Annotated in this window: 17 protein-coding genes; 8 read left to right on the plus strand and 9 right to left on the minus strand. The window is 70.2% G+C overall.

All coding sequences use genetic code 11. The features are described from left to right. Positions 1–12: 12 nt before the first annotated feature. Positions 13–1,398, plus strand: coding sequence for a cytosine permease (locus BMW99_RS22365; RefSeq protein WP_079138579.1), 1,386 nt, complete (start codon positions 13–15; stop codon positions 1,396–1,398). Between the two features lie 175 nt (positions 1,399–1,573). Then, complete coding sequence (locus BMW99_RS22370) at positions 1,574–1,870, plus strand: DUF4873 domain-containing protein (protein ID WP_069464550.1); 297 nt, start codon at positions 1,574–1,576, stop codon at positions 1,868–1,870. Positions 1,871–2,257: 387 nt separating this feature from the next. Here BMW99_RS22370 and BMW99_RS22375 read toward each other — a convergent pair whose 3' ends face one another. Beyond that, positions 2,258–2,764, minus strand: coding sequence for a DinB family protein (locus BMW99_RS22375; protein ID WP_069464549.1), 507 nt, complete (start codon positions 2,762–2,764; stop codon positions 2,258–2,260). A 431-nt stretch (positions 2,765–3,195) separates the two neighbouring features. Here BMW99_RS22375 and BMW99_RS22380 point away from each other — a divergent pair, with 431 nt between their 5' ends. Further along, on the plus strand, positions 3,196–3,948 hold the full coding sequence (locus BMW99_RS22380) for an SDR family NAD(P)-dependent oxidoreductase (RefSeq protein WP_069464548.1): 753 nt from the start codon (positions 3,196–3,198) through the stop codon (positions 3,946–3,948). 24 nt (positions 3,949–3,972) lie between these two features. Here the strand turns inward: BMW99_RS22380 and BMW99_RS22385 are convergent, their stop codons facing one another. Beyond that, on the minus strand, positions 3,973–4,746 hold the full coding sequence (locus BMW99_RS22385; protein WP_069464547.1) for a ZIP family metal transporter: 774 nt from the start codon (positions 4,744–4,746) through the stop codon (positions 3,973–3,975). Between the two features lie 581 nt (positions 4,747–5,327). Here BMW99_RS22385 and BMW99_RS22390 point away from each other — a divergent pair. The 3 genes from BMW99_RS22390 to BMW99_RS22400 all read left to right on the plus strand — a co-directional run bounded on the left by BMW99_RS22390 (position 5,328) and on the right by BMW99_RS22400 (position 8,235). Beyond that, the gene (locus BMW99_RS22390) at positions 5,328–5,978 is read left to right on the plus strand and encodes an RICIN domain-containing protein (protein ID WP_069464546.1); all 651 of its coding nucleotides are present in this window, start codon (positions 5,328–5,330) and stop codon (positions 5,976–5,978) included. 380 nt (positions 5,979–6,358) lie between these two features. After that, positions 6,359–7,204, plus strand: coding sequence for a peptidoglycan-binding protein (locus BMW99_RS22395; RefSeq protein ID WP_245791584.1), 846 nt, complete (start codon positions 6,359–6,361; stop codon positions 7,202–7,204). Positions 7,205–7,209: 5 nt separating this feature from the next. Continuing rightward, positions 7,210–8,235 (plus strand): helix-turn-helix domain-containing protein, encoded by a 1,026-nt coding sequence (locus tag BMW99_RS22400; protein ID WP_075017415.1) that lies wholly within the window; start codon positions 7,210–7,212, stop codon positions 8,233–8,235. Between the two features lie 819 nt (positions 8,236–9,054). Here the strand turns inward: BMW99_RS22400 and BMW99_RS22405 are convergent. Further along, positions 9,055–9,552 carry an NUDIX hydrolase gene (locus BMW99_RS22405; protein ID WP_069464543.1) on the minus strand — a complete coding sequence of 166 codons (498 nt, stop codon included), beginning with the start codon at positions 9,550–9,552 and terminating at the stop codon, positions 9,055–9,057. A 496-nt stretch (positions 9,553–10,048) separates the two neighbouring features. Here BMW99_RS22405 and BMW99_RS22410 point away from each other — a divergent pair, with 496 nt between their 5' ends. After that, entirely contained in the window at positions 10,049–11,407 is a 1,359-nt protein-coding gene (locus tag BMW99_RS22410; protein WP_176735547.1) for a hypothetical protein, read from the plus strand. A 206-nt stretch (positions 11,408–11,613) separates the two neighbouring features. Here BMW99_RS22410 and BMW99_RS22415 read toward each other — a convergent pair whose 3' ends face one another. After that, positions 11,614–12,132: a hypothetical protein gene (locus tag BMW99_RS22415; protein ID WP_069464541.1), complete on the minus strand. Its 519-nt coding sequence runs from the start codon at positions 12,130–12,132 to the stop codon at positions 11,614–11,616. 532 nt (positions 12,133–12,664) lie between these two features. Here BMW99_RS22415 and BMW99_RS22425 point away from each other — a divergent pair. Then, entirely contained in the window at positions 12,665–13,747 is a 1,083-nt protein-coding gene (locus BMW99_RS22425; RefSeq protein ID WP_069464540.1) for a terpene synthase family protein, read from the plus strand. A 95-nt stretch (positions 13,748–13,842) separates the two neighbouring features. Here the strand turns inward: BMW99_RS22425 and BMW99_RS22430 are convergent, their stop codons facing one another. From BMW99_RS22430 to BMW99_RS22450, 5 genes are read right to left on the minus strand one after another with little or no spacing between them, the layout of a single operon-like run. Next, positions 13,843–15,294: a cytochrome P450 gene (locus BMW99_RS22430; RefSeq protein WP_069464539.1), complete on the minus strand. Its 1,452-nt coding sequence runs from the start codon at positions 15,292–15,294 to the stop codon at positions 13,843–13,845. Next, positions 15,291–15,926: a GTP-binding protein gene (locus BMW99_RS22435; RefSeq protein WP_079138576.1), complete on the minus strand. Its 636-nt coding sequence runs from the start codon at positions 15,924–15,926 to the stop codon at positions 15,291–15,293. The genes BMW99_RS22430 and BMW99_RS22435 overlap by 4 nt, the downstream gene beginning before the upstream one ends. Further along, positions 15,904–16,257 (minus strand): DUF742 domain-containing protein, encoded by a 354-nt coding sequence (locus BMW99_RS22440; RefSeq protein WP_069464538.1) that lies wholly within the window; start codon positions 16,255–16,257, stop codon positions 15,904–15,906. Before BMW99_RS22440 ends, BMW99_RS22435 begins: the two co-directional genes overlap by 23 nt. After that, complete coding sequence (locus BMW99_RS22445; RefSeq protein WP_069464537.1) at positions 16,254–16,724, minus strand: roadblock/LC7 domain-containing protein; 471 nt, start codon at positions 16,722–16,724, stop codon at positions 16,254–16,256. The genes BMW99_RS22440 and BMW99_RS22445 overlap by 4 nt, the downstream gene beginning before the upstream one ends. Continuing rightward, the gene (locus BMW99_RS22450; RefSeq protein WP_075017418.1) at positions 16,721–18,199 is read right to left on the minus strand and encodes a histidine kinase; all 1,479 of its coding nucleotides are present in this window, start codon (positions 18,197–18,199) and stop codon (positions 16,721–16,723) included. The genes BMW99_RS22445 and BMW99_RS22450 overlap by 4 nt, the downstream gene beginning before the upstream one ends. Positions 18,200–18,569 lie beyond the last annotated feature (370 nt).

Genomic DNA, 18,569 nt, shown 5'->3' on the forward strand with positions numbered 1-18,569 from the left:
CCCGGACCTCACATGAACACGCACCAGACCACCGCGGACCAGGACGTCTCCGCGGCCAGGGAACTCGACTCCGAGTACGAGCACAGCCCCGTCCCGGCCGGCAGCCGCAAGTCGCTGTGGACCGTCTCGGCCGTCTGGTTCGGCTTCCCGATGATCCTCACCAACGCGGTGCCCGGCGGCGTGGTGGTCGCGCTGCTCGGCTTCTGGCGGGGGCTGGCCGCCATCGCGGCGGCCAACCTCGTGATGCTGCTGTACGTCGGCATCCTCAGCCACCGCGCGGGCTCGACCGGCGAGAGCTTCTCGCTGCAGGCCACCCGCACGTTCGGGCGCGTCGGCTACATCGTGGCCTCCGCGTTCCTCGCCACCGTCGTGGTCGGCTGGTTCGCCTTCAACACCGGCGCCACCGGGGCGACGCTGCACCAGGCGTTCGGCTGGCACGAGCGGCTGGTCGCGGTGCTGGCCGGGCTGGGCTTCATCGCCTTGACGTACCTGGGCATCAAGGCGCTGTCCTGGCTGGGTGCGGTGGCCGCGCCGCTGTTCCTCGTCGCGGGCGGCGTTGCCCTGGTGATCGTCGCCCGCCACCAGGGTCTGGGCGCCGTCACCTCCTACAAGGGGGTCGGCGGGGGCGCGTCCCTCACCTTCGGCGCGGCCGTCTCGATGGTGATGGCGACCTTCGCGGACTCGGGCACGATGACGGCCGACTTCACCCGCTGGTCGAAGAACGGGCGGCAGGCGGTCCTCGCCACGATCAGTGCCTTCCCGGTGGCCAGCGTGGTCGCGCAGGTCACCGGCGGCCTCGTGGTGGCGGCGGGTGCGGTGGCCGCGCCGGCCACCGGCGGCGGCGACTTCCTGCCGATCCTCACCGGGCAGCACACAGCCGTGCTGAACGTGCTGGCCGCGGTCTTCGTCTTCGTCAACCTCGGTTCCGTCTGCAGCCACTGCCTGTACAACGGAGCGCTGGGGTGGTCGCACCTGACCGGGCGCGGCATGCGGACGACGACGATCGCGCTCGGCCTGCTCGGCACCGTCGCGGCGCTCGCCGGTGTGTGGAACCACTTCCTGGACTGGCTGGTCATCCTGAGCGTCTTCGTGCCGCCGCTCGGCGGCGTGCTCATCGCGGACCAGTTCGCCGCGCGCGGCGGGCGCGCCGCCATGGACCGCCGCGCCCCCGCTGCGATCCGCCCCACGGCCTTCGGCGCGTGGGCGGTCGGCGCCGGAGCCGCGGCCGTCGCGCACTGGTACGCGCCGCAGCTGTCCGATGCGGTGACCGGCCTGGTCGTCGCGTTCGTGGCCTACGCGGTGCTCGAACGCGCGCTGCCCGCCTCGGTCAGCCTCGGCACCGGCGGACGGGACCGCACCCGCGACGAGGTGAGCGGCGGGGCCGGCACGGCCGCCTGAGCGGGACCGGACCGGCGATCCGCGACGGGGTGGGCGCGGGCACAACGGCTGGAGAAGCCGTTGTGCCCGCGCACCGTTGTCGTAGGTCCCTCCCAGCATCAGGGCCGCGGCCGGCGAGTAGGCCGCGCCAGGCCGTCAAGGTGCGGGTGCGCTGACCGCGGCGCACGATCGTTTTATGAGCGCAACACCGCGAGCCCCGTATGACGGCCCTGCCGTCGTCCTCGTCGGCGGCCAGGAGATCCCCGTCCACGCCCGACTGATGGTGACGATGTGCACTCGGCTCGGTGAGGAATGGGGCGGGGAAGTCACACCGGAGCAAGACGTCGACCTCAACTGGCTACTGCACGCCAACGACTCCGCGTCCGTGCGCACGGATCGCGGGGAGGCCGCCATCCTCCCGCAGCCGGATGCGGTGATCGACAGTGAGCACCAGCGCATTCCGGTCAAGGGCAGCGGGCTCCCGCCCTTCTAGCCGCCTATGAGCATATGAGCAGGACGGCGTGCCCACGCTCCGGCCGGCAAGGGCATCGAGAGCCATGGCGGCGGAGCTTCGCACATTCACCGCATGGTCCACCGGAACCGGACGCGCGAGCGCCCCGCCGACGGGGGGGTACAGCGGGGCGCTTGCTGGGGTGCAACGCTGCCACCGAGACCCCGGCGGGGCCATACGTCGTTCAGCGCAGAACACGCGTTCTGAGCCGACTCCTCCCCCGGGAGGCGCGCGCCGGACGGCGGGGGCGGCGCCTCATCCCCGTCGATCGACGCGGTAACGCCGATCCGCACGGTGTGCACCGCGTTCGGCACGCTCGCACCCCCGCAGAGCGGTGACCAGGGCAAACGGAAAACTCTCAGTGGAGTACTAGCCGCCGGTGGTGCCGTCGAGCATCTCGCGCAGAATGTCCAGGTGGCCGTTGTGGCGGGCTGTCTCCTCGGTGAGGTGCAGCAGGATCCAGCGCAGGTCGACGCGGAGGCCGTCGCGGATGGTTCCCGCGGCCCGCATGTCCAGCTCGTTCCCGGCGACGAACTCGCGGTAACGGGCGCTCTGTTCGGCGTACTCGTCGAGCAACTGCGTGAGCGGGACGTCGACGGCGATCCGCATCTCGCGGTCGGGGTCCTCATCCGTCATGGGGGCCCGGTCCTCCTCGCCGAGGAGGACCACCTGGAACCAGTAGTACTCGACCCAGCGCAGGTGGTTGATCAGCCCGCTCATGGTCATCAGCGGTGATCCCGGCAGGAGCGCCTTGCGGGCGTTCTCCGCGCTGACGCCGTCGCACTTGGCGCGGGCCGTGTCACGGGCGTAGTCGAGAAAAGTGGTCAGCTGGGTGCGCTCGTCCCACGCCGGGGGTGTGTCGTCGATTCTGGTCATCGCGCGAAGCATCCCCGATCATCACGACCGATGTCGAGGCACTTGTCGACGGTCCCAACTGATCCGCCTGGCTCCTTGCCAGGCGGGTCGCTACGCGATTCGACGCCGGTGCGCCGCCCGGGAGGGTCCGCCGAACAGGCCACCGCATACGAGCAGCCGCCGGAACACGCCGGGGCCGCGGGCGCAGACCCGGCGGTGGGGACGGAGCGTATGGCGGTCGCGTCGGCTCGCACATGCCTGCGAGGTTGCCGCCCCCTGTGGGCGGACGCACCCTGGATAGGGAGCCCGGCGTCGTGGCAGGTGCTTGCGCCGGCGCCGGGAGCGCCCGGCCACCGGGGGTCGACGCTCCTCAAGGGTGGTCCCGGCTCCGTCCTTCGCTCTCGCCGGCGGCCGCCGCGGTCGATCGTCCGTTGCAGGCTGGAGCAGGAATCATGGAGCAGCTCAAAGACCAGACGGCCGTCGTCACCGGCGGCACCAGCGGGATCGGGCTGGCCGCGGCCAAGCGGTTCAGCGCCGAAGGGGCCTACGTGTTCATCACGGGACGCCGTCAGGAAGCACTGGACGACGCGGTCGGCCAGATCGGACCCCACGCCACCGGGACCCGCGGAGACGTCGCCGATCCGGCCGACCTCGACCGCCTCTACGCAAGTGTGGCCGAGCGGGGGAAGCCCATCGACGTGCTGTTCGCGAACGCCGGCGGCGGCGAGTTCGCGCCCCTGGAGCAGATCACCGAGGAGCACTTCGACGCCACATTCGACGTCAACGTCAAAGGCATGCTCTTCACCGTCCAGAAGGCCCTGCCCCTGCTCAACCCCGAGGGTGCCTCGGTGATCCTGACGGGTTCCACGGCGGCCGGCAGCGGAGCCGAGGCATTCGGCGTCTACGCGGCTTCCAAGGCGGCCGTGCGTTCGTTCGGCCGCACCTGGGCCAACGAGCTCAAAGGCCGCAATGTCCGCGTGAACACCCTGGTGCCGGGCGTGACGGACACCGCCGGCATCACCGGACTGGCCCCGAACGCGGAGGAGGCCGAAAACCTGAAGGCGCTGCTGACCAGTCAGGTTCCGCTCGGACGCATGAGCCACCCCGACGAAATCGCTGCCGCGGCGCTCTTCCTCGCCTCCAAGGAGAGCAGTTACGTCACCGGCAGCGAACTGTACGTCGACGGCGGACTCAACCAGATCTGATTCCGGCACGCGCCGGCCCGGCGGTCACCCGGTCAGGCCGACCACGAGCCACATGAACCCGGCCCCCGCCACCGTGAACAGCAACGTGGCGCGTGACGGGTGCGAACTGTGCGCCTCCGGCAGGATGTCGGAGGTCGCCAAGTAGAGCAGGAAGCCGGCGAAGAACCCGAGATAGAGGCCGAGCACCCCTTCGGGGATGGTGAAAGCCAAGGTCAGTGCTGCGCCGACCACAGGCGCGACGGCGTCGCCGGCCACCAGGACGATCGCCTTGCGCCGCTCGTTCCCGTACAGCCGGGTCAGCGTGTAGGTGTTGAAACCGTCCGCAAAGTCGTGCGCGATGATGGCGATGGCCACGACCGAGCCGACTCCGGAGCCGGCCTGGAAAGCGGCTCCGATGGCGAAACCGTCGAAGAGGCTGTGCGCGATGAGCGCGCCGGCCGCTGCCACGCCGAGACCCGGAGTGTCGTGCCTGTGGCCGTGGCTGTGGCCGTGGCCGGCAGCGTGAGGGTGCTCGTGACGGGCGTACTCACCCTCATGCGCACGGTGCATCGCCACCGACCGCTCCACGACATGGATGGTGAGGAAGCCGCCGACGAACAGGAGCAGTGCGGCCGGCACATGGAAGATCCGACGCGGCTGGGCGCTCAGCGCCTCGGGCAGCAGATCGAAGCCGACCACGCCGAGCATCAGGCCGGCGGCCAGCCCCAGGACGAGATGGCGGCGGTCGCCGACCCGCTGCGCGACGATCCCGCCGATCAGCGTCATCAAGAACGCGCCCACGGCGACGATCGCAGCCATGACGCGATTATCGGCACGGGCTGTTCTGACAACGAATCGGTTGGGCCATCCGGACAGCTCAGGATCCGCGGCCTGTTGACGTAGAGGTAGGCGGGCGGACTACGGCCGCCGTTGTGGCGAAGTCATCGCCCCCGGGCTCACCGGTGAATTCAACCCTTGTCAACAGATCGTCCTGGATCCGGCCCAGCGGCAGCATCGGCTCGAGCGCAGTACGGCAGGCAGTGCCGGCTCCGCGTCATCGGCCAGCACTCGCAGAGCTGCTGTAGGGGCGTGCCGGCTCGGGCCGTGCCATGTGCTGCCGGTCCACGACGACTACCCGGCCCGCCGGTCCCTCACCGGGCGGGGGGAACCCGCAGCTCAGGGGCCGCTGCGTACCGTGTCGCCGTCAAATGTCCGGCAGACCTCGCCTGCGAGCAGGCCGGGCGGGGAGTCTTGCGGCGCCCCTCGACGCGGTCGTGGGGCGGGTGGCACGGTGGACGCGCAGTTCCCCGGAGCCGGCACCGGAGCCGGCGAGCACGCCGAGGGGCCCACGGGGTCACATCGGCCGGCCACCCCGCCGACTCATCCGCCTGGAGCCTCACATGACCTCGTGCAAGCTCGGCCGCCGACTCGCGGTCGTCGCCTTCGCAGCGCTGCTGCCGCTCGCCGTCACCTCCAACGCCCACGCGACGGGCTTGGGCAACTTCTACATCAAGAACCTCTGGACCAAGCAGTGCGTCGACCTCGGCGGCACCGGTGCACAGCCCAACGGCACCGTCGTGTGGCAGGACTCCTGCCTCAACAACGGCGCCAGCGACAACCAGGAATGGGGCTTCCTGAGCACCCGCAAGACCTCTCACGGCACCCAGCTCTACGAGATCGTCAACGTGAAGAGCCAGCGATGCCTCGACCTGCCCGGCACCGGTGCCGACGGCGCCGGCAGCGCGGTGTCCCTCATCACGTGCCAGGCCGACCAGGCCGCCGACAACCAGGAGTGGTACATCGACTCCCTCGACGGCACCAACCACTACGTCCTGCTCATCAACTACGCGTCCTCCGGCAACCAGCCCGGGGTGTTCAAGGACGACGAGTGCCTGGACGTCAGCGGCTTCGCGGAAGACGACGGCGACGAATACCCGCGGGCGCCCCTGACCATCTACCCCTGCACCACGAATTCCTCTACCAATGTGAACGGCTCGTGGTACGACGGCGTCCCGTACGACGACCACGTGTGGGATCTGCAGACCGTGTGATCAACGGGGCCCCAGCCGTCGCAGGTGCTCAGGAGGCGTCACCCGGTAGTCCGGCCGGAGAGGTACAAGAGGAGCGGAACCACAGAGGTGGGCGTGCGGCTCGACGTCGCGCGCCCACCTCGTGCCGTCCGGCGTGACCATGACCGTCCCGACGCGGGCTGGGTGCTCGCCGGGTGCCGAAAAGCCGTCCGGGGGCGGCGGGTTCACCGACCGGGACCCAGAGCCGGGTATGCACCGCGAACTGTCGCCGGGCCGCCTTATGATCTCTGCCGGAGGGCTGGGGAAGCCCTCGAAAAGCGGCACGGTTGGGGGGCGAAGTGGCACGGTGGCGGGCGCTGCCCGCCGGACTCGATCCGGCGGTGGTGCGTTTTGTCGTTCAGTTGCGGAAGCTCAAGGACGTCAGCGGGCGGACGCTGCGGGAGCTCGCCCAGGAAACCGGATACAGCTCGTCCTCCTGGGAGCGCTACCTGGGGGGCCGGTCGCTGCCGCCCCGCGGTGCCGTGGAGGCGCTGGCACAGATCGCGGGCGGCGATCCGGCGCGCGTGCTGGCCTTACTGGAGATGGCGGCGGACGCCTGGAAGTCCCGACAGGTGGACGCCGTGGACGCCGTAAGCGCCGGGCCGCAGCCGGACGCGGCCGGGGAGGCGGACGCGTCCGGGGAGCCGGCCGACCCCGCTGGGTCCGACGACTCGGCTGAGCACGGTGGGGACGGCAGGGACGGTCGGGCACACGAGGCCAACGGTCCCGGCGAGGGTGCCGCCGGCCGGCCCGCCGAGCCGCCAGTGCCCGCCCCGGCGGACGGTGACCCGCGGCCCCGACGCCGGCCCGGCGCCGGATGGCGCAGGCTGGTCACGCTCGGCGGCGGCGCCGCCCTGGGTGCGGTGATCACGCTGCTGGTGGTCGACACGAGCCAGGGCGCGGCGCCTTGCTCGCCGGTCCCCGCCGTGCACAAGCCGGTGACGTACGGCTGCCACTACAGCCAGAGGGCCACGTTGTGGTACGCGGGCAACAGCACGACCAGCACACGGCACATCGTGGTCGACATGTTCGGCCCGGACGTGGCCGAACTCCAATGCCTCCTCCAGCGTGCCGGTATCACGCCGGGCGGAATCGACGGGAACTTCGGGCCGTTGACCGAGCACGCGGTCATCCAGGCGCAGAAGCAGTTCCACCTGGACGTCGACGGCCAAGTCGGGCCGCACACCTGGGCCGCGCTGCGCCGGTGAGCCTGATGCGGAGCAGCAACCTGGGCACGAACCAGGCCGGGGGTCAGCGTGAGCGCGCCCGCCTGGCGGCCGAACTGCGCTTCCTGCGCGAGCGTTCGGGCCTGACGCTCGCCGAACTGGCCGACAAGTCGGCCTACAGCCGGTCCTCCTGGCAGCGTTATCTGAGCGGTGCCGCGCTGCCTCCCTGGCTGGCCGTGCGGGCGCTGTGCCATCTCGCCGACGAGCCCGAGCACCGGATCCGGGCCCTGTGGGAACTGGCGGAGGGCGCCTGGAGCGGCCGCGGGATCGTGGCCCCGGCCCCTGATCAACCCGACGCTTCTTCACCTTCGCCATCGTCGTCACCGTTGCCTGCCTCCGGTCCGGAACGGGCGCCGGAGCCGGAGCCGGAAGCAGAAGCGGCGGCAGCAGCAGCACCAGCAGCAGCGAAGCCAGGATCCGGGCGGTCCCTACCGGCGCCCCTCCCCGACACGTCCGGCGCTGCGGCGACGCATTCGCGGCCCGCCGGACGGGCCCACCGCATGCGGCCCGGCTCCCGTTCCGGTGCCGTCGCCGCCGTGCTGTTCCTCACGGCCGCGACCGGCGTGGTAGTCCACTACGACCGCCAGGCGGGCGGTCGCACTCCGTCAGGGAAGCCCGCCAGCACGGCGTCCGCCTTTCACGTCGGCTGCACTGGCGCCGCCTGCGACGGTCGCAGTCCGGAGACGACCCTGTGCGGTGTCGCACCGCAGACCCTGCTGGAACTGCTGCCCGCGAAGGGGGCCGGGCTGGAGGTGCGCTACCAGCCGCTGTGTCGCGCGGCCTGGGCCCGTACCTGGAACAACCGGCTCGGTGACAAGCTCACGCTGTCCGAGCCGGGCGCGCCGACGCAGGCCGTCACCGTGGCCGACTCCCACGCGCTCTACGGGTTCACCTACACCCCGCTGATCGCCCTCACCGGCGGGCATGCGGCCTTGAGGGTGTGCCTGACGACCCTGGCGCCCTCGTCCACCGCCTGCCGCTCGGTCCCTGTGCCACCTTCCGCGTCGTCCTGAGCCGTAGCCCGCCGACCCGTCACGTCGTCATCGGATGACGAGTTCTCACAGGTCAGAGGCGTGGGTGAGCCACTGCGGCAGCAACTGCCCGGCATCCGTCGAGGTCCGGGGGCCGCGGACGTGAAGCTCTGTGCGGGCCGGCGATCCCGCTCGGCCCGCACACCCGCACCCCGTCCCAGGAGTGTTCCGTGCGCTTGCCGACGGGAGGACAGTTCGCCCCTCCGGTCGCGGCCCGCTTCGTGGCCGCAGCTTTGGCCTGGCCCTCCCGGCCCGGCCCCGGCTTCGTTGGACAGCGGCTCCATCGCCGCGTTCCGACCGGCTGCGCGCAGGACGCCGGTGCCTCCTGGAGAAGGGTCCCGCGGAACAGCCGCTGGGGGCCTTCCGCGATGCGCGCACGACTCGGACCGATCGAGAGGACAGAACCTCATGCGCGGAAACCCACCGGCGGTCATCTGGGCGGTGGCCCTGGGCGCCGTGCTCGCCACGGCCTGCTGCACGTTCACCTCGTGGGCGGGGGCGGCCGCCCACTGCTCCCCGGCCGTATGAGGCGGGGACGGCGATGGGACATCACCGATGGAGAGGGACCCGGCGCGGTGCGGCGGTCGCCGGCGCCCTGGCGCTGGCGGTCGGCTTCCGCGCCGGTGAGCGTTACCTCGGCGATCCTCGCCACCGGCATGCGCTGAGTGACGGCAGCACCATCTGAGCCCGCCGCTGAGGAACGCCGCGTAAGTCCCCAGGGAGAAGTTCACGTCATGCCCCACGCACGGGTCTGGTTCGGCTGCAAGCTGTGACGCGATCGCGTGGCGTGGCGGCCGTGGTTCACAAGCCGAGTGGCACCGGCCTGTCGGGAAGACCGCTGGAGATGAGGGTCGCCAGCGAAGTGGCGAGGTCGCGGGGTGAGAACAGGTCGGTGCCGTCGTATTCGGTGATGTCCTGTGGCCGCCACCATTGCAGCCTCGTGATGTTCTCGGCGGCGAGTTTCTCGTCGGACAGTGCTCCGCGAGGGGTGAAGGACACGGTGCGTATCAGGAAGTAGTCGTTGATCACGCCGTCGTAACCGGCCGCGTGTCCGGGGTCGATGACCTCTTGGTGCCACACGTGGGGCGGGTCTGCGTCAAGGGTGAGGCCCACCTCCTCGTGCAGTTCCCGGCGCAGGGCCACAAGGAGGGTTTCGCCCGTTTCGACGCCACCGCCGGGGGTTGCCCAGACGACGATCGTCCCGTCCGCTTTCGGGATGGCGAACCGACACAGCAGGATGCGGTCGTCTTCGTCGAGGATGATCGCGCGGACTGCGTGACGCAGGTTCACCGGGGGCATCCGCACACGATACCCGGCTGGGGCCGCGGGACGTTTCCGTCCCAGTCCCGGGACACCCGCGAGGCCGCCGCCATCAACGGTCTTACCCAAGCTGCCTGCACATGGGCCGTCAACACCATCCAGCGCCAGCCCATCAACCCGAGTGATCTTCTCTTCAGCTTCACAGCCGGCGCCTTCGGCACTTATGCCGGCGCCGCGTTCAATTGGGCGCAGGAATCTTGGAGATGAACCGAGACCGCTTCACGTGCGGCCTCGTCCGCCGCCAAACCTCGAGGTTACGGACCAGGCGCGGCGCACATTTCGGACCTGGCGCTCTCGGGCCAGGGGGATGATGATTCTTCCCGGGCGTTTCCCCGGAGGCGGACCAGCGTTGCGCCACAACTCGGGTGGAGAGACTGAAATGGACAGAAAGTCGCGCACAGGGCTGGACCGACTCAGGGCCCGTGGGAGGACCGCGGGCCCACTGCATGGCCTCGTCGTCGATGTCCTGCCCTTCGTGATCGGCGACAGTGACGACGACACTGTGCGCATGGCCGTCAGCGTGGCGGAGGGCACCATGGTGCACCCGGGGCACGCTGCCCGCGTGGAACAGTTGCAGCGTGTGCGGATGCTGGCGGCTCTCGCACTCACGCTTCGCCATGGCGGAGTCCATGTGATCGTCCGCGACGAGGCCGCGGTCCGCGAGGAAGTCGAGGCGGCACAACTAATCTACGGAAGATTGCCGATTGACGTCGGCATCCTGCTGCCTGGGCAAAGTTCGACCCAGCGTCGCCTTGCTCATGCCTGCGACGTGACGGTCGGCGTACTGGACGCTTTCGCTCTGGACGCGACGCGCGATCAGCAGATCGCGGTCCTTGGTGACGGAGTGAGCCGGCAGGTTCCTGCCGCAGTTGTATCCGATCCGGGAAGCGTCATGATCCTTGGGATAAACAGGCAGTTCGAGCAATTTGACAAACTGAACAGCGAAGTCACGTCAGTGGGCGAGCTGCGAAATGCCGCGAATTTCGCACGAACCCTGCAGGACGGTGTCCATTTCGTTGCAGACGGTGAAGGCGGTTCGCCCAGGCTGACACAGATGGGCCGGGAGAAGACGCATGACACGTTCGGCGTAGTGCAACCCTCGGGCGGCCGCGCAATGCTGTTCGAACGACGCGTCTGCGAGGCGGTGTGGGCCAGGCGCGTTGTGAAGACGCAGGACTATGACGTGGTCGACGGCCTGGTGGTGCGTCTACCGTCAGGCACCCTGTCCGAAGGCTCCGGATTCGCGTGCGGGTTGCGCCAGGCCATTGAGGTCAAGGAGGGCGTGGCGATTACCGACATCATGTATCCGCTCGCTGTGACCTCCTGCCTGGAGTACTTCCGCCGCTACCAGGTCGTCGGGGGAACTTCTACGGCGGAGCTGATGTTCACCGCTGAGTTGGAAGGCTTGTTCGGGGTCCGGGTCTGGGACCGCAGAACGACCGAGGAGCGCGAGGTCGAGCAACGCCACGCACGTGACATGGCTCGCTATCTCGCGTTCAATCAGGAATTGGCCCGCTGGGACGGCGCCGCTGGTGATCACAGAAACGCATTCCAGGCCCTTCGCGACGACCTCCGGAACCCATCTGAACGCGGACGTGCCGTAGGGCGACTGATAGGGGCGGATTTCGACGAAGACCAGCAGACACGGCATGTGGAGGCCCTCGACGTACTCGATGAGGCCATCGGGGTCTACAACGCCGTGGCACAGTATGGCCGTATGTCGCTGTATCCGGACCATCGGGGCCAGTACGAGCAGACACTGACCGCGCTGCAGGACAGCCTATGGGCCGACCTCCGTGAGGAGATCAGCAGATGGGGCTGCAACCAACGCTGACTTTTCACACGAGGGCCGGGCTTCGAACTGACGGCCAACCGCCGGCCCCTCCCCCGGTGAACTCGGGGCTCGCGCAGTCCCTGGGCCCCATCCCTCCGCACGCCCGCGCCAGGGGCGTCACCGCCACCATCGTCCGCGGCAGGTCCGGCAGAAGGCCGGTCACCAACCGCGTGATCCCGCGGCGGGGTTGAGGCGACGTTGCCGCCTCAAGGTGCCGGGCAGGTTCCCGCCACGGGCCGCTCGTCGCCCTCCTGCTCGCGGAAGATGTCGAGAGGCACAGGCCCGCGATGCAGAACGTGCGGCACATCGCCCCACGGCAACAGCGGCTCGTCGGGGGCCAGACTTCGCAGCCGCGTCAGTGCGCGGTCGGTCACCTGGGAGACCGCCCGCAACGTCGCGGTCGTCAGGGGAAGGTAGTCGTCCTCATCACCCGGATCTGCGCTCCGCGCACCCCGCGTCACCCGCATGAGCCGCACGCAGCACCGCCGCGGGTCCAGCCGCGAGGCGTCCAACGACCACATCGGCCCTTCCCACACTCGCCGACCGGTGCTGCGCACCGCGTCGAACAGGACTGCCGAGTCGACCGGTGAGAAGAAGACGACGTCCGCCCAGTCGCAATCGAGCGGAATCACACGCTCGCGCAGGCGGTGCTCACGGCCTGCGTACTTGGCGACATGACGCGCATACAGATCGGGGTAGCGCCCCGCAAGAACCGCCAGCGGCAACAGTTCGTCACCGCGAGGATCCGTGATGGCAGTGTGGAAGAGCGTTCCCCGAGCGCGTCGCACAGCAGCTTCGGGGCTGGGAGATGCAGGTTCTGGAGACATGAAAAAGCGTCAGCCCGCGGGAAGCGGCTGACGCAACGGTGTAATTATACCGCGACCCCCGCGGAGTACGCCAGGCCCTGGCCGTCGTGCTCGCGCTGACCGCTTGCGCGGTGCCGGCCGGGGCAGCGTCCCTTGTGCCGGACGGCGAGTGGATCGCCGACGCCCCCCGCGCTCCTTCCGGGCCTGGACCGGTTGGCCGGCGATCCGTCCACCGGCCGGTGGCGGGGGCGCCACGCCGGCCTGCTCCGTCGCGACAGCCTCGACGGCGGCTACCGGCTTCTCGTGGCCGACCCGTAGCGGGCGGCGCTGCCGTTGACACGTGCCCTTACACCTTGTGCGGCGGGGCCGGGTTCGGGGACTATTCCTTGGTATTGCGTGGCCACATGTCGACTGAGTGTGATCGGTGGATGGGCGGACCTGAGGAGTTCCCATGTCAACCAGCACCACATCCGACACGACAGGTGCCTTCGACATCCCCTCGATCCCCCCCATCTGGTGTCCGTTCGAGGCCCGTATGCACCCGGACGCGGACGGCGTCGCCGACCATCTGGTGGAGTGGGCGCGCCGCTCACTCCTGATACGCACCCCCTCCGCGGCGGAGCGGTTCCACCGGGCCGGCTTCGGCCGGTTCTCGGCCGCGGTGTACCCGCGGGCCACGCAACTGCACCTCGTCGCCGAGTGGCAGGGGCACAACTGGCTCGCGGACGACCAGCTCGACGAGGGTCTGACCCTGGCCGACCCGAAGGACCGGGAGCGGGTCGCCGACCAGCTCCTCTCCCAACTACCGGAAGACCTCTCCTGGTTGCACCTGCCGGTGCGGCGGGGCACGGCCGGCGCGTCACACGCGGCCAGTCCCCTGACAGCAGCCCTGTCGGACCTCTGGCACCGGACCGCCAGGCCGATGTCCCGGGCGTGGCGCAGGAGATTCGTCGGCCACTACCGGGACTTCCTGGCCTTCACGCTTCTGCCACACTCGGCCCGGGGACGCCTGACGCCGCCCACCCTGGCGGCGTTCGTGGAACGCCGCCGGCAGAACTCCGGCTGCGAGATGAGCTTCGACCTCAGCGCGGTGGCCACGCAGACCGAGGTGCCCGCCGTCGTCGCCGACAGCGAGCCGTACCGGACGGTTCGACGGTGCGCCAACGACGTCATCAGCTGGACCAACGACATCTTCAGTGTGCGGAAGGAGATGGCCCGCGGCGACGAGGACCATCTCGTGGCCGTACTGCGCCGGGTTCACGACACCACGTGGGACGAGGCGTTGGCGCGGGCGGTCGACATGGTCAAGCATCGCACCGGCGACTTCGTCATCGCCTGTGACGACCTGCGCGACATGCGGAGGCTGTACGGCGTGGACGACTTCGGTTGGCGCGCGGTGACGGAGTCGCTCACCGATCTCGAAGGCTGGATCTCCGGCAGTCTGGAATGGCACCGCTGGTCCCCGCGCTATCGCCTCGTGGAGACCACCGAGACGGGGAGCGTCCCGTCGTACATCGAGCCCCACGTTGTCTGAAGAGGTCCGAAGAGGTCCGAAGAGGTCTGACGGGGCTGCCGCGGGTGCCGGTCGCACGCGCGTCAGCCCCGTCCTCCTGGCGGATTCGCTGCTGGTCAGCCGGCGTTCAGGTCGTCGCGGCCACTGTCGCGGGCGTGCCGGGGCCGGCTGGGCGCGGCGGCTGACGGCGCCCCTGTGGGGACCCCTGCGTGTGCGCCCGCGGGACAGCCCTGTGCTCCGGCAGCCGCCGGCCGCGCCGGGGCGGTCCTGGGGACGAACACCCGGATGGGCTCCCGCGCGTTGAACGTCACGGGCAGCCCCTCCAGACCGTAGGTCAGGATGCTGGACGTGCGGCGCAGCTCGCTCCCGTCGACGGCCAGGCGGACGCCACCGACCTCCTCGTACAGGGTGTCGATCCCCTGGGTGACGATCGTCACGGCCATCGACTCACCGGGGCAGCGGTGCACGCCCTGCCCGAACGCGTGGTGCGAGCGGTTTCCGTCGACGGAGCTGGTGATGTCCTCGCGCGCGGCGGGGTCGCGGTTGGCGGCCGCGAGGCAGGGGATGACGAGGTCGCCCGCCCTGATGTGCCGGCCGCCGAGTTCGGTGTCGCCGGTGGCGACGCGCCCGATGAGCAGGGTGAACGCGGGGTTGTTCCACAGGGCTTGCTGCACGGCTTCGCCGAGCGTCATGGTGGCGCCTCGCATGGAGGGCCGGAACCGCTCGTCGGTCAGCAGCAGTTCCAGGGTGTCGGCCATCAGGTCCTCGGTGGTCGAGGTCGAGGCGACCAGGACGAGGCGGAGGTGCTCCTCCAACTCCCGTGACGTCAGGGCGGCCTGGTGCTGGATCAGCCAGCTGGTGAAGTCCGCGCCCGGATGGCGGCGCTTGCGTGCGATCAGGTCGCGGAAGGTGTCCAGCAGGTACTCGTTGCTGTCCTGCGCGGTGGCGGAGCCGGTGTGCATGTCGCGTGCGGCGTGCAGGAGTCGGGGGCCGAAGGCCTCAGGCATCCCGAGTACCTGCGTCATGACCGCCATGGGCAGCTGGCGGGTGAACTGCGCCACCAGGTCCGTGGAACCGGACTCGCAGAAGGTGTTGATCAGGGCCTTCGCCGAGCGGATCACGTGGCGCCGGATGCCGCGGCCCTCGAAGGGCTCCAGACTGTCCTTGACGGCCTGGCGGAGGCGGTGCCGCGGAGGCCCGTCGAGCATCGCGCACATCGGTTGCGGGGCGACCAGCGGGTGCAGCTGCGGCGGGACGCGCCCCTCGGTCCAGGCGGTCCACTGGTCCAGGCGGCGGGAGAAGCGGTACTCCGTGCTGAGCACGGCCTGGTTCTCCACCCAGCCGAGCACCAGCCAGGCGTCCAGACCCATCACCGTCACCCGGGCGACCTGACCTTGCAGGGGATCCGCCCGCAGTCGCTCGAAGAGGACCATCGGGTCCTCCATGACCTCGGGCCCGAACAGTTCCGGGGTGAACGCCGCCGGCGCGGCGTGGTTCTCCGGGGTGGTGCGCGGGGCAGGCAGTGCCGGTGCGCCGGCGGCGTCGGGCAGGTGGGACGAGTCGGTCATGGTCGCTCCGGAAGTGCCGTCGGGGGGTACAGGGTCGTCTGGAGGTCTTCCATCAGTTTCAGCAGTACAGAGCTGCACTCGGAGGGGTTGCGGGCGTCGAAGTTGACGATGGGGACGTGGTCCGACAGGGCGAGGGCGGGCCGGATCTTCTCCACCGGGAACCGCTGTGCTCCCTCGAAGGAGTTGACGGCCACCACGAAGCGCGCGCCCTTGCTCTCCAGGAAGTCGATGGCCTCGAAGCTGGTGTCGAGGCGGCGGGTGTCCACGATCACGACCGCCCCGAGCGAGCCCGCGAGCAGGTCGTCCCAGACGAAGCGGAAGCGCTCCTGGCCCGGCGCGCCGAACAGGTACAGGACGAGGCGCTTGTTGAGCGTGATGCGGCCGAAGTCGAAGGCGACCGTGGTGGTCACCTTGTCGGGGACGAGGGTGACGTCGTCGAGGCCGAGACTCAGGTCGGTCATCGCCGCCTCGGTCGACAGGGGGTCGATCTCGCTCACCGACGCGATGAACGTCGTCTTGCCGACGCCGAGGCCGCCGCCTATCCAGATCTTGACGGACTGCTCGACGGTGGACGGCAGCCGGTCGCCGCTGTCGGGACCGTCCTCGTGTTCATAGCGTCGCGCGGAGTCCATCCATCACCTCCTGGATCAGGGCCCGGTCGGGCAGCACGGCGGTGGGACCGGGGGCGCGTGCCTCGACGCGCTGCTTCTTCAGGAGGTCCTCGACCAGGACCGCGACGGGGCCGACCGGCCATCTCAGGTACGCGCCCAGTTCCGCGACCGACATCGGGCTGCTGCACAGGTTCAGGATGCGGCGCCACTCCGGCGGGTCGCCGAGCTGGGGCGCGCTGCGGGCCACGACGATCGTGATCAGTTCGATCCGGGTGGTGGCCGGCTCGGTGCGCCCGCCGGTGAGGACGTAGAGGCGGTCCGGCGGGTTCTCGCCGGGGACCCGCTCACTCATGATCCGCCCGCTGTACGGTGGTCGGCGCTGCGCAGGTCCGTCCCCAGGTGCTCCTTGAGGCTGACCCTCAGCTCGACCATGGACCGGTTCATGAACGCCGGGTCCGCGTCCACGCCCTTGTCGGCCACCAGCGCCAGGTAGGTCCCCTCACCGGCGGCCATGAAGGTGACGAAGCCACCGCGTGCGCCGGCGGTCGAGGGTCCGGTGACGCCGACGTCCACACCGACCGAGTTGACGACTCCGTCCGCGTAGAGGTTGGCGACGGCCTTCCCGAGCATGTTGAAGCCCGTGCCGACGGCCGCGATGCGCTCGACGGTCTCCTTGTCGCCCTGGCTCTGCGCGATGGCCAGACCGTCGACGGTCAGCAGGACGACCAGTCGGGCACCCGGCACCTTGTCGACGAAGTCCTCAAGCAGCCAGTCCAGATCGGAGCGGCGGGGACTGAAGCGTTGTGCGGTAGCCGTCATGACAGCGTCTCCTCGTGCGCCGAGCCGTCGCCGTCGCCGTCGGTGACCGAGGCGTCCTCCGCCGGGGTGCTGACCCACAGGCTGGTGAGATAGTCCTCCGACGGGAGCGGGTCGTCGCCCGGCCGGTCGCTCGCCCCGGACAGGTCGCCGTCGGCGGTGAGGGTGTACGCGGGCTGTGCCGAGCCGGCGGCCGAGGCCACCGCCGACGCCCGTGGCCTGCGGATCGGCAGGCCCTCCGGGGTCGTGGCCGTCGTGGCCGCGGCCGGTGTCAGCCCGCCCAGCGGCGAACCGTCCCGGTCTGCTTCGGGAGTCGCGGGCGCCGTGTCGAGGGAGTCGTCCATGGCCAGCGTGGAGAGCTTGGAGGAGGGGACGGCGACGGTGAAGCGCGTCCCCGCATACGGGTAGGTCTGGAACTTGAGGTCCAGGTCCCAGCGTTTGGCGAGCAGGGCCGCCACCGCGATGCCGAAGCGGGGCGTTTCGCCGAGGTCCGCGAGCGTGAGCCCGTCCCCCCGGGCCTGGTCCAGGATGCGCTCGACGTACTCGGCCTGCTCGGCACGGATGCCGATGCCGAGGTCCGAGATGTGGATGGCGATACCGTTGGAGGTCTCCTCGGCGACGAGTTCCACCTTGGTCGTCGGGCGGGAGAACATGATGCCGTTGGCCAGCAGGACCGCCACCGTGAGGATCACCGGTTCCGCGGCGGGTCCGGCGACGGCGATCTCGGGCGTCGCTCCGAGAACCACCCGCTCGTACTTCTCCACGTAGTCGATCGCCGAGCGCAGGACGCTGATCAGCGGCAGGGGCTCGACCCACTGGCGCCCCGGCCGGCCGCCGGTGAGAACGGAGAACTCGTCGATGAGGCGGCCGATGACGGCGGACTCGTTGCGGAGCTTCCAGACGCTCGCCAGCAGCTCCGAGCGGCTCGGCGGCTCGTTGCGGTGGTCGCCGTAGGTGCGTTCGAGCTCCTGCAGTTCCTTCGCCAGCAGGTTCACACGCACGCGGACGCGGTGCCCTACCGCGGACAGCGCGTGCCGGTAGGCGTCCCGTCCCGCCTCGTGGGCGTCCAGCGGGTCCAGCGTCGCCCGCAGCAGCGCCTCGTGCGCCTCGCGCAGTCCGGGCTCGGTGCCCAGCGCCGGTGCGACGCTGTCCAGCACCTCGTCCACGGTCGCCCCGTCACGCAACGCGCGGACCGCGTCCGGGAGTACCACGTCGGCCAGGTGCTCCGCCTGGGCCACCGGGCCCGACATCCGCTCCTCGAACACGGTGGTGCGCTGCGCCAGCTCCGCTCTCAGGGCGGCGACGTGTCGCTCCGCCTCGGCAAGCGTCGCCTGAAGCCGTTCGGTGGCGGCCGCGCCGCGTGAGAGTTCCGCCGAGCGCTCGCCGGCTCGCCGCTCCAGCTCGGCGATCCGCGCCTCCCGCCTGAACGCCACCCACCCCGTGGCCGCCACCACGAGGACCAGGGCGACGCACCCCACGGCGACCGGAACCCGCCGTGACGAAGGGACAGCCGAGATCAATACCGCGCTGAGGGCGACCGAAACGACCACCGCGGCGACCACGCTCGCGGTGAGAATCCGGCGTCTGTCTGGGGCTGTGTCACGAACCATCTGCAACCTCGAACACATTGTCGGAAAGGTGCCGGCTCTCGGAAAAGGACCGGGAATTCATACACGTGCCCCCCGTGTCGCGGACAACCTGGCTCAACGGACCCAAGCACCACGGCAGCGACGTGGGACGAAGCCGTCTCCACGCGCTGTGGGACGCGAGCATAGTCCCTTCTCAATCCCCTCGCGGATGCATGCGGAATCGCTTGCGGCAGCCAACTCAGCCTGCTAGGAACCTACT

This window comes from Actinacidiphila rubida, from assembly GCF_900110255.1.
Lineage (GTDB): Bacteria > Actinomycetota > Actinomycetes > Streptomycetales > Streptomycetaceae > Actinacidiphila > Actinacidiphila rubida.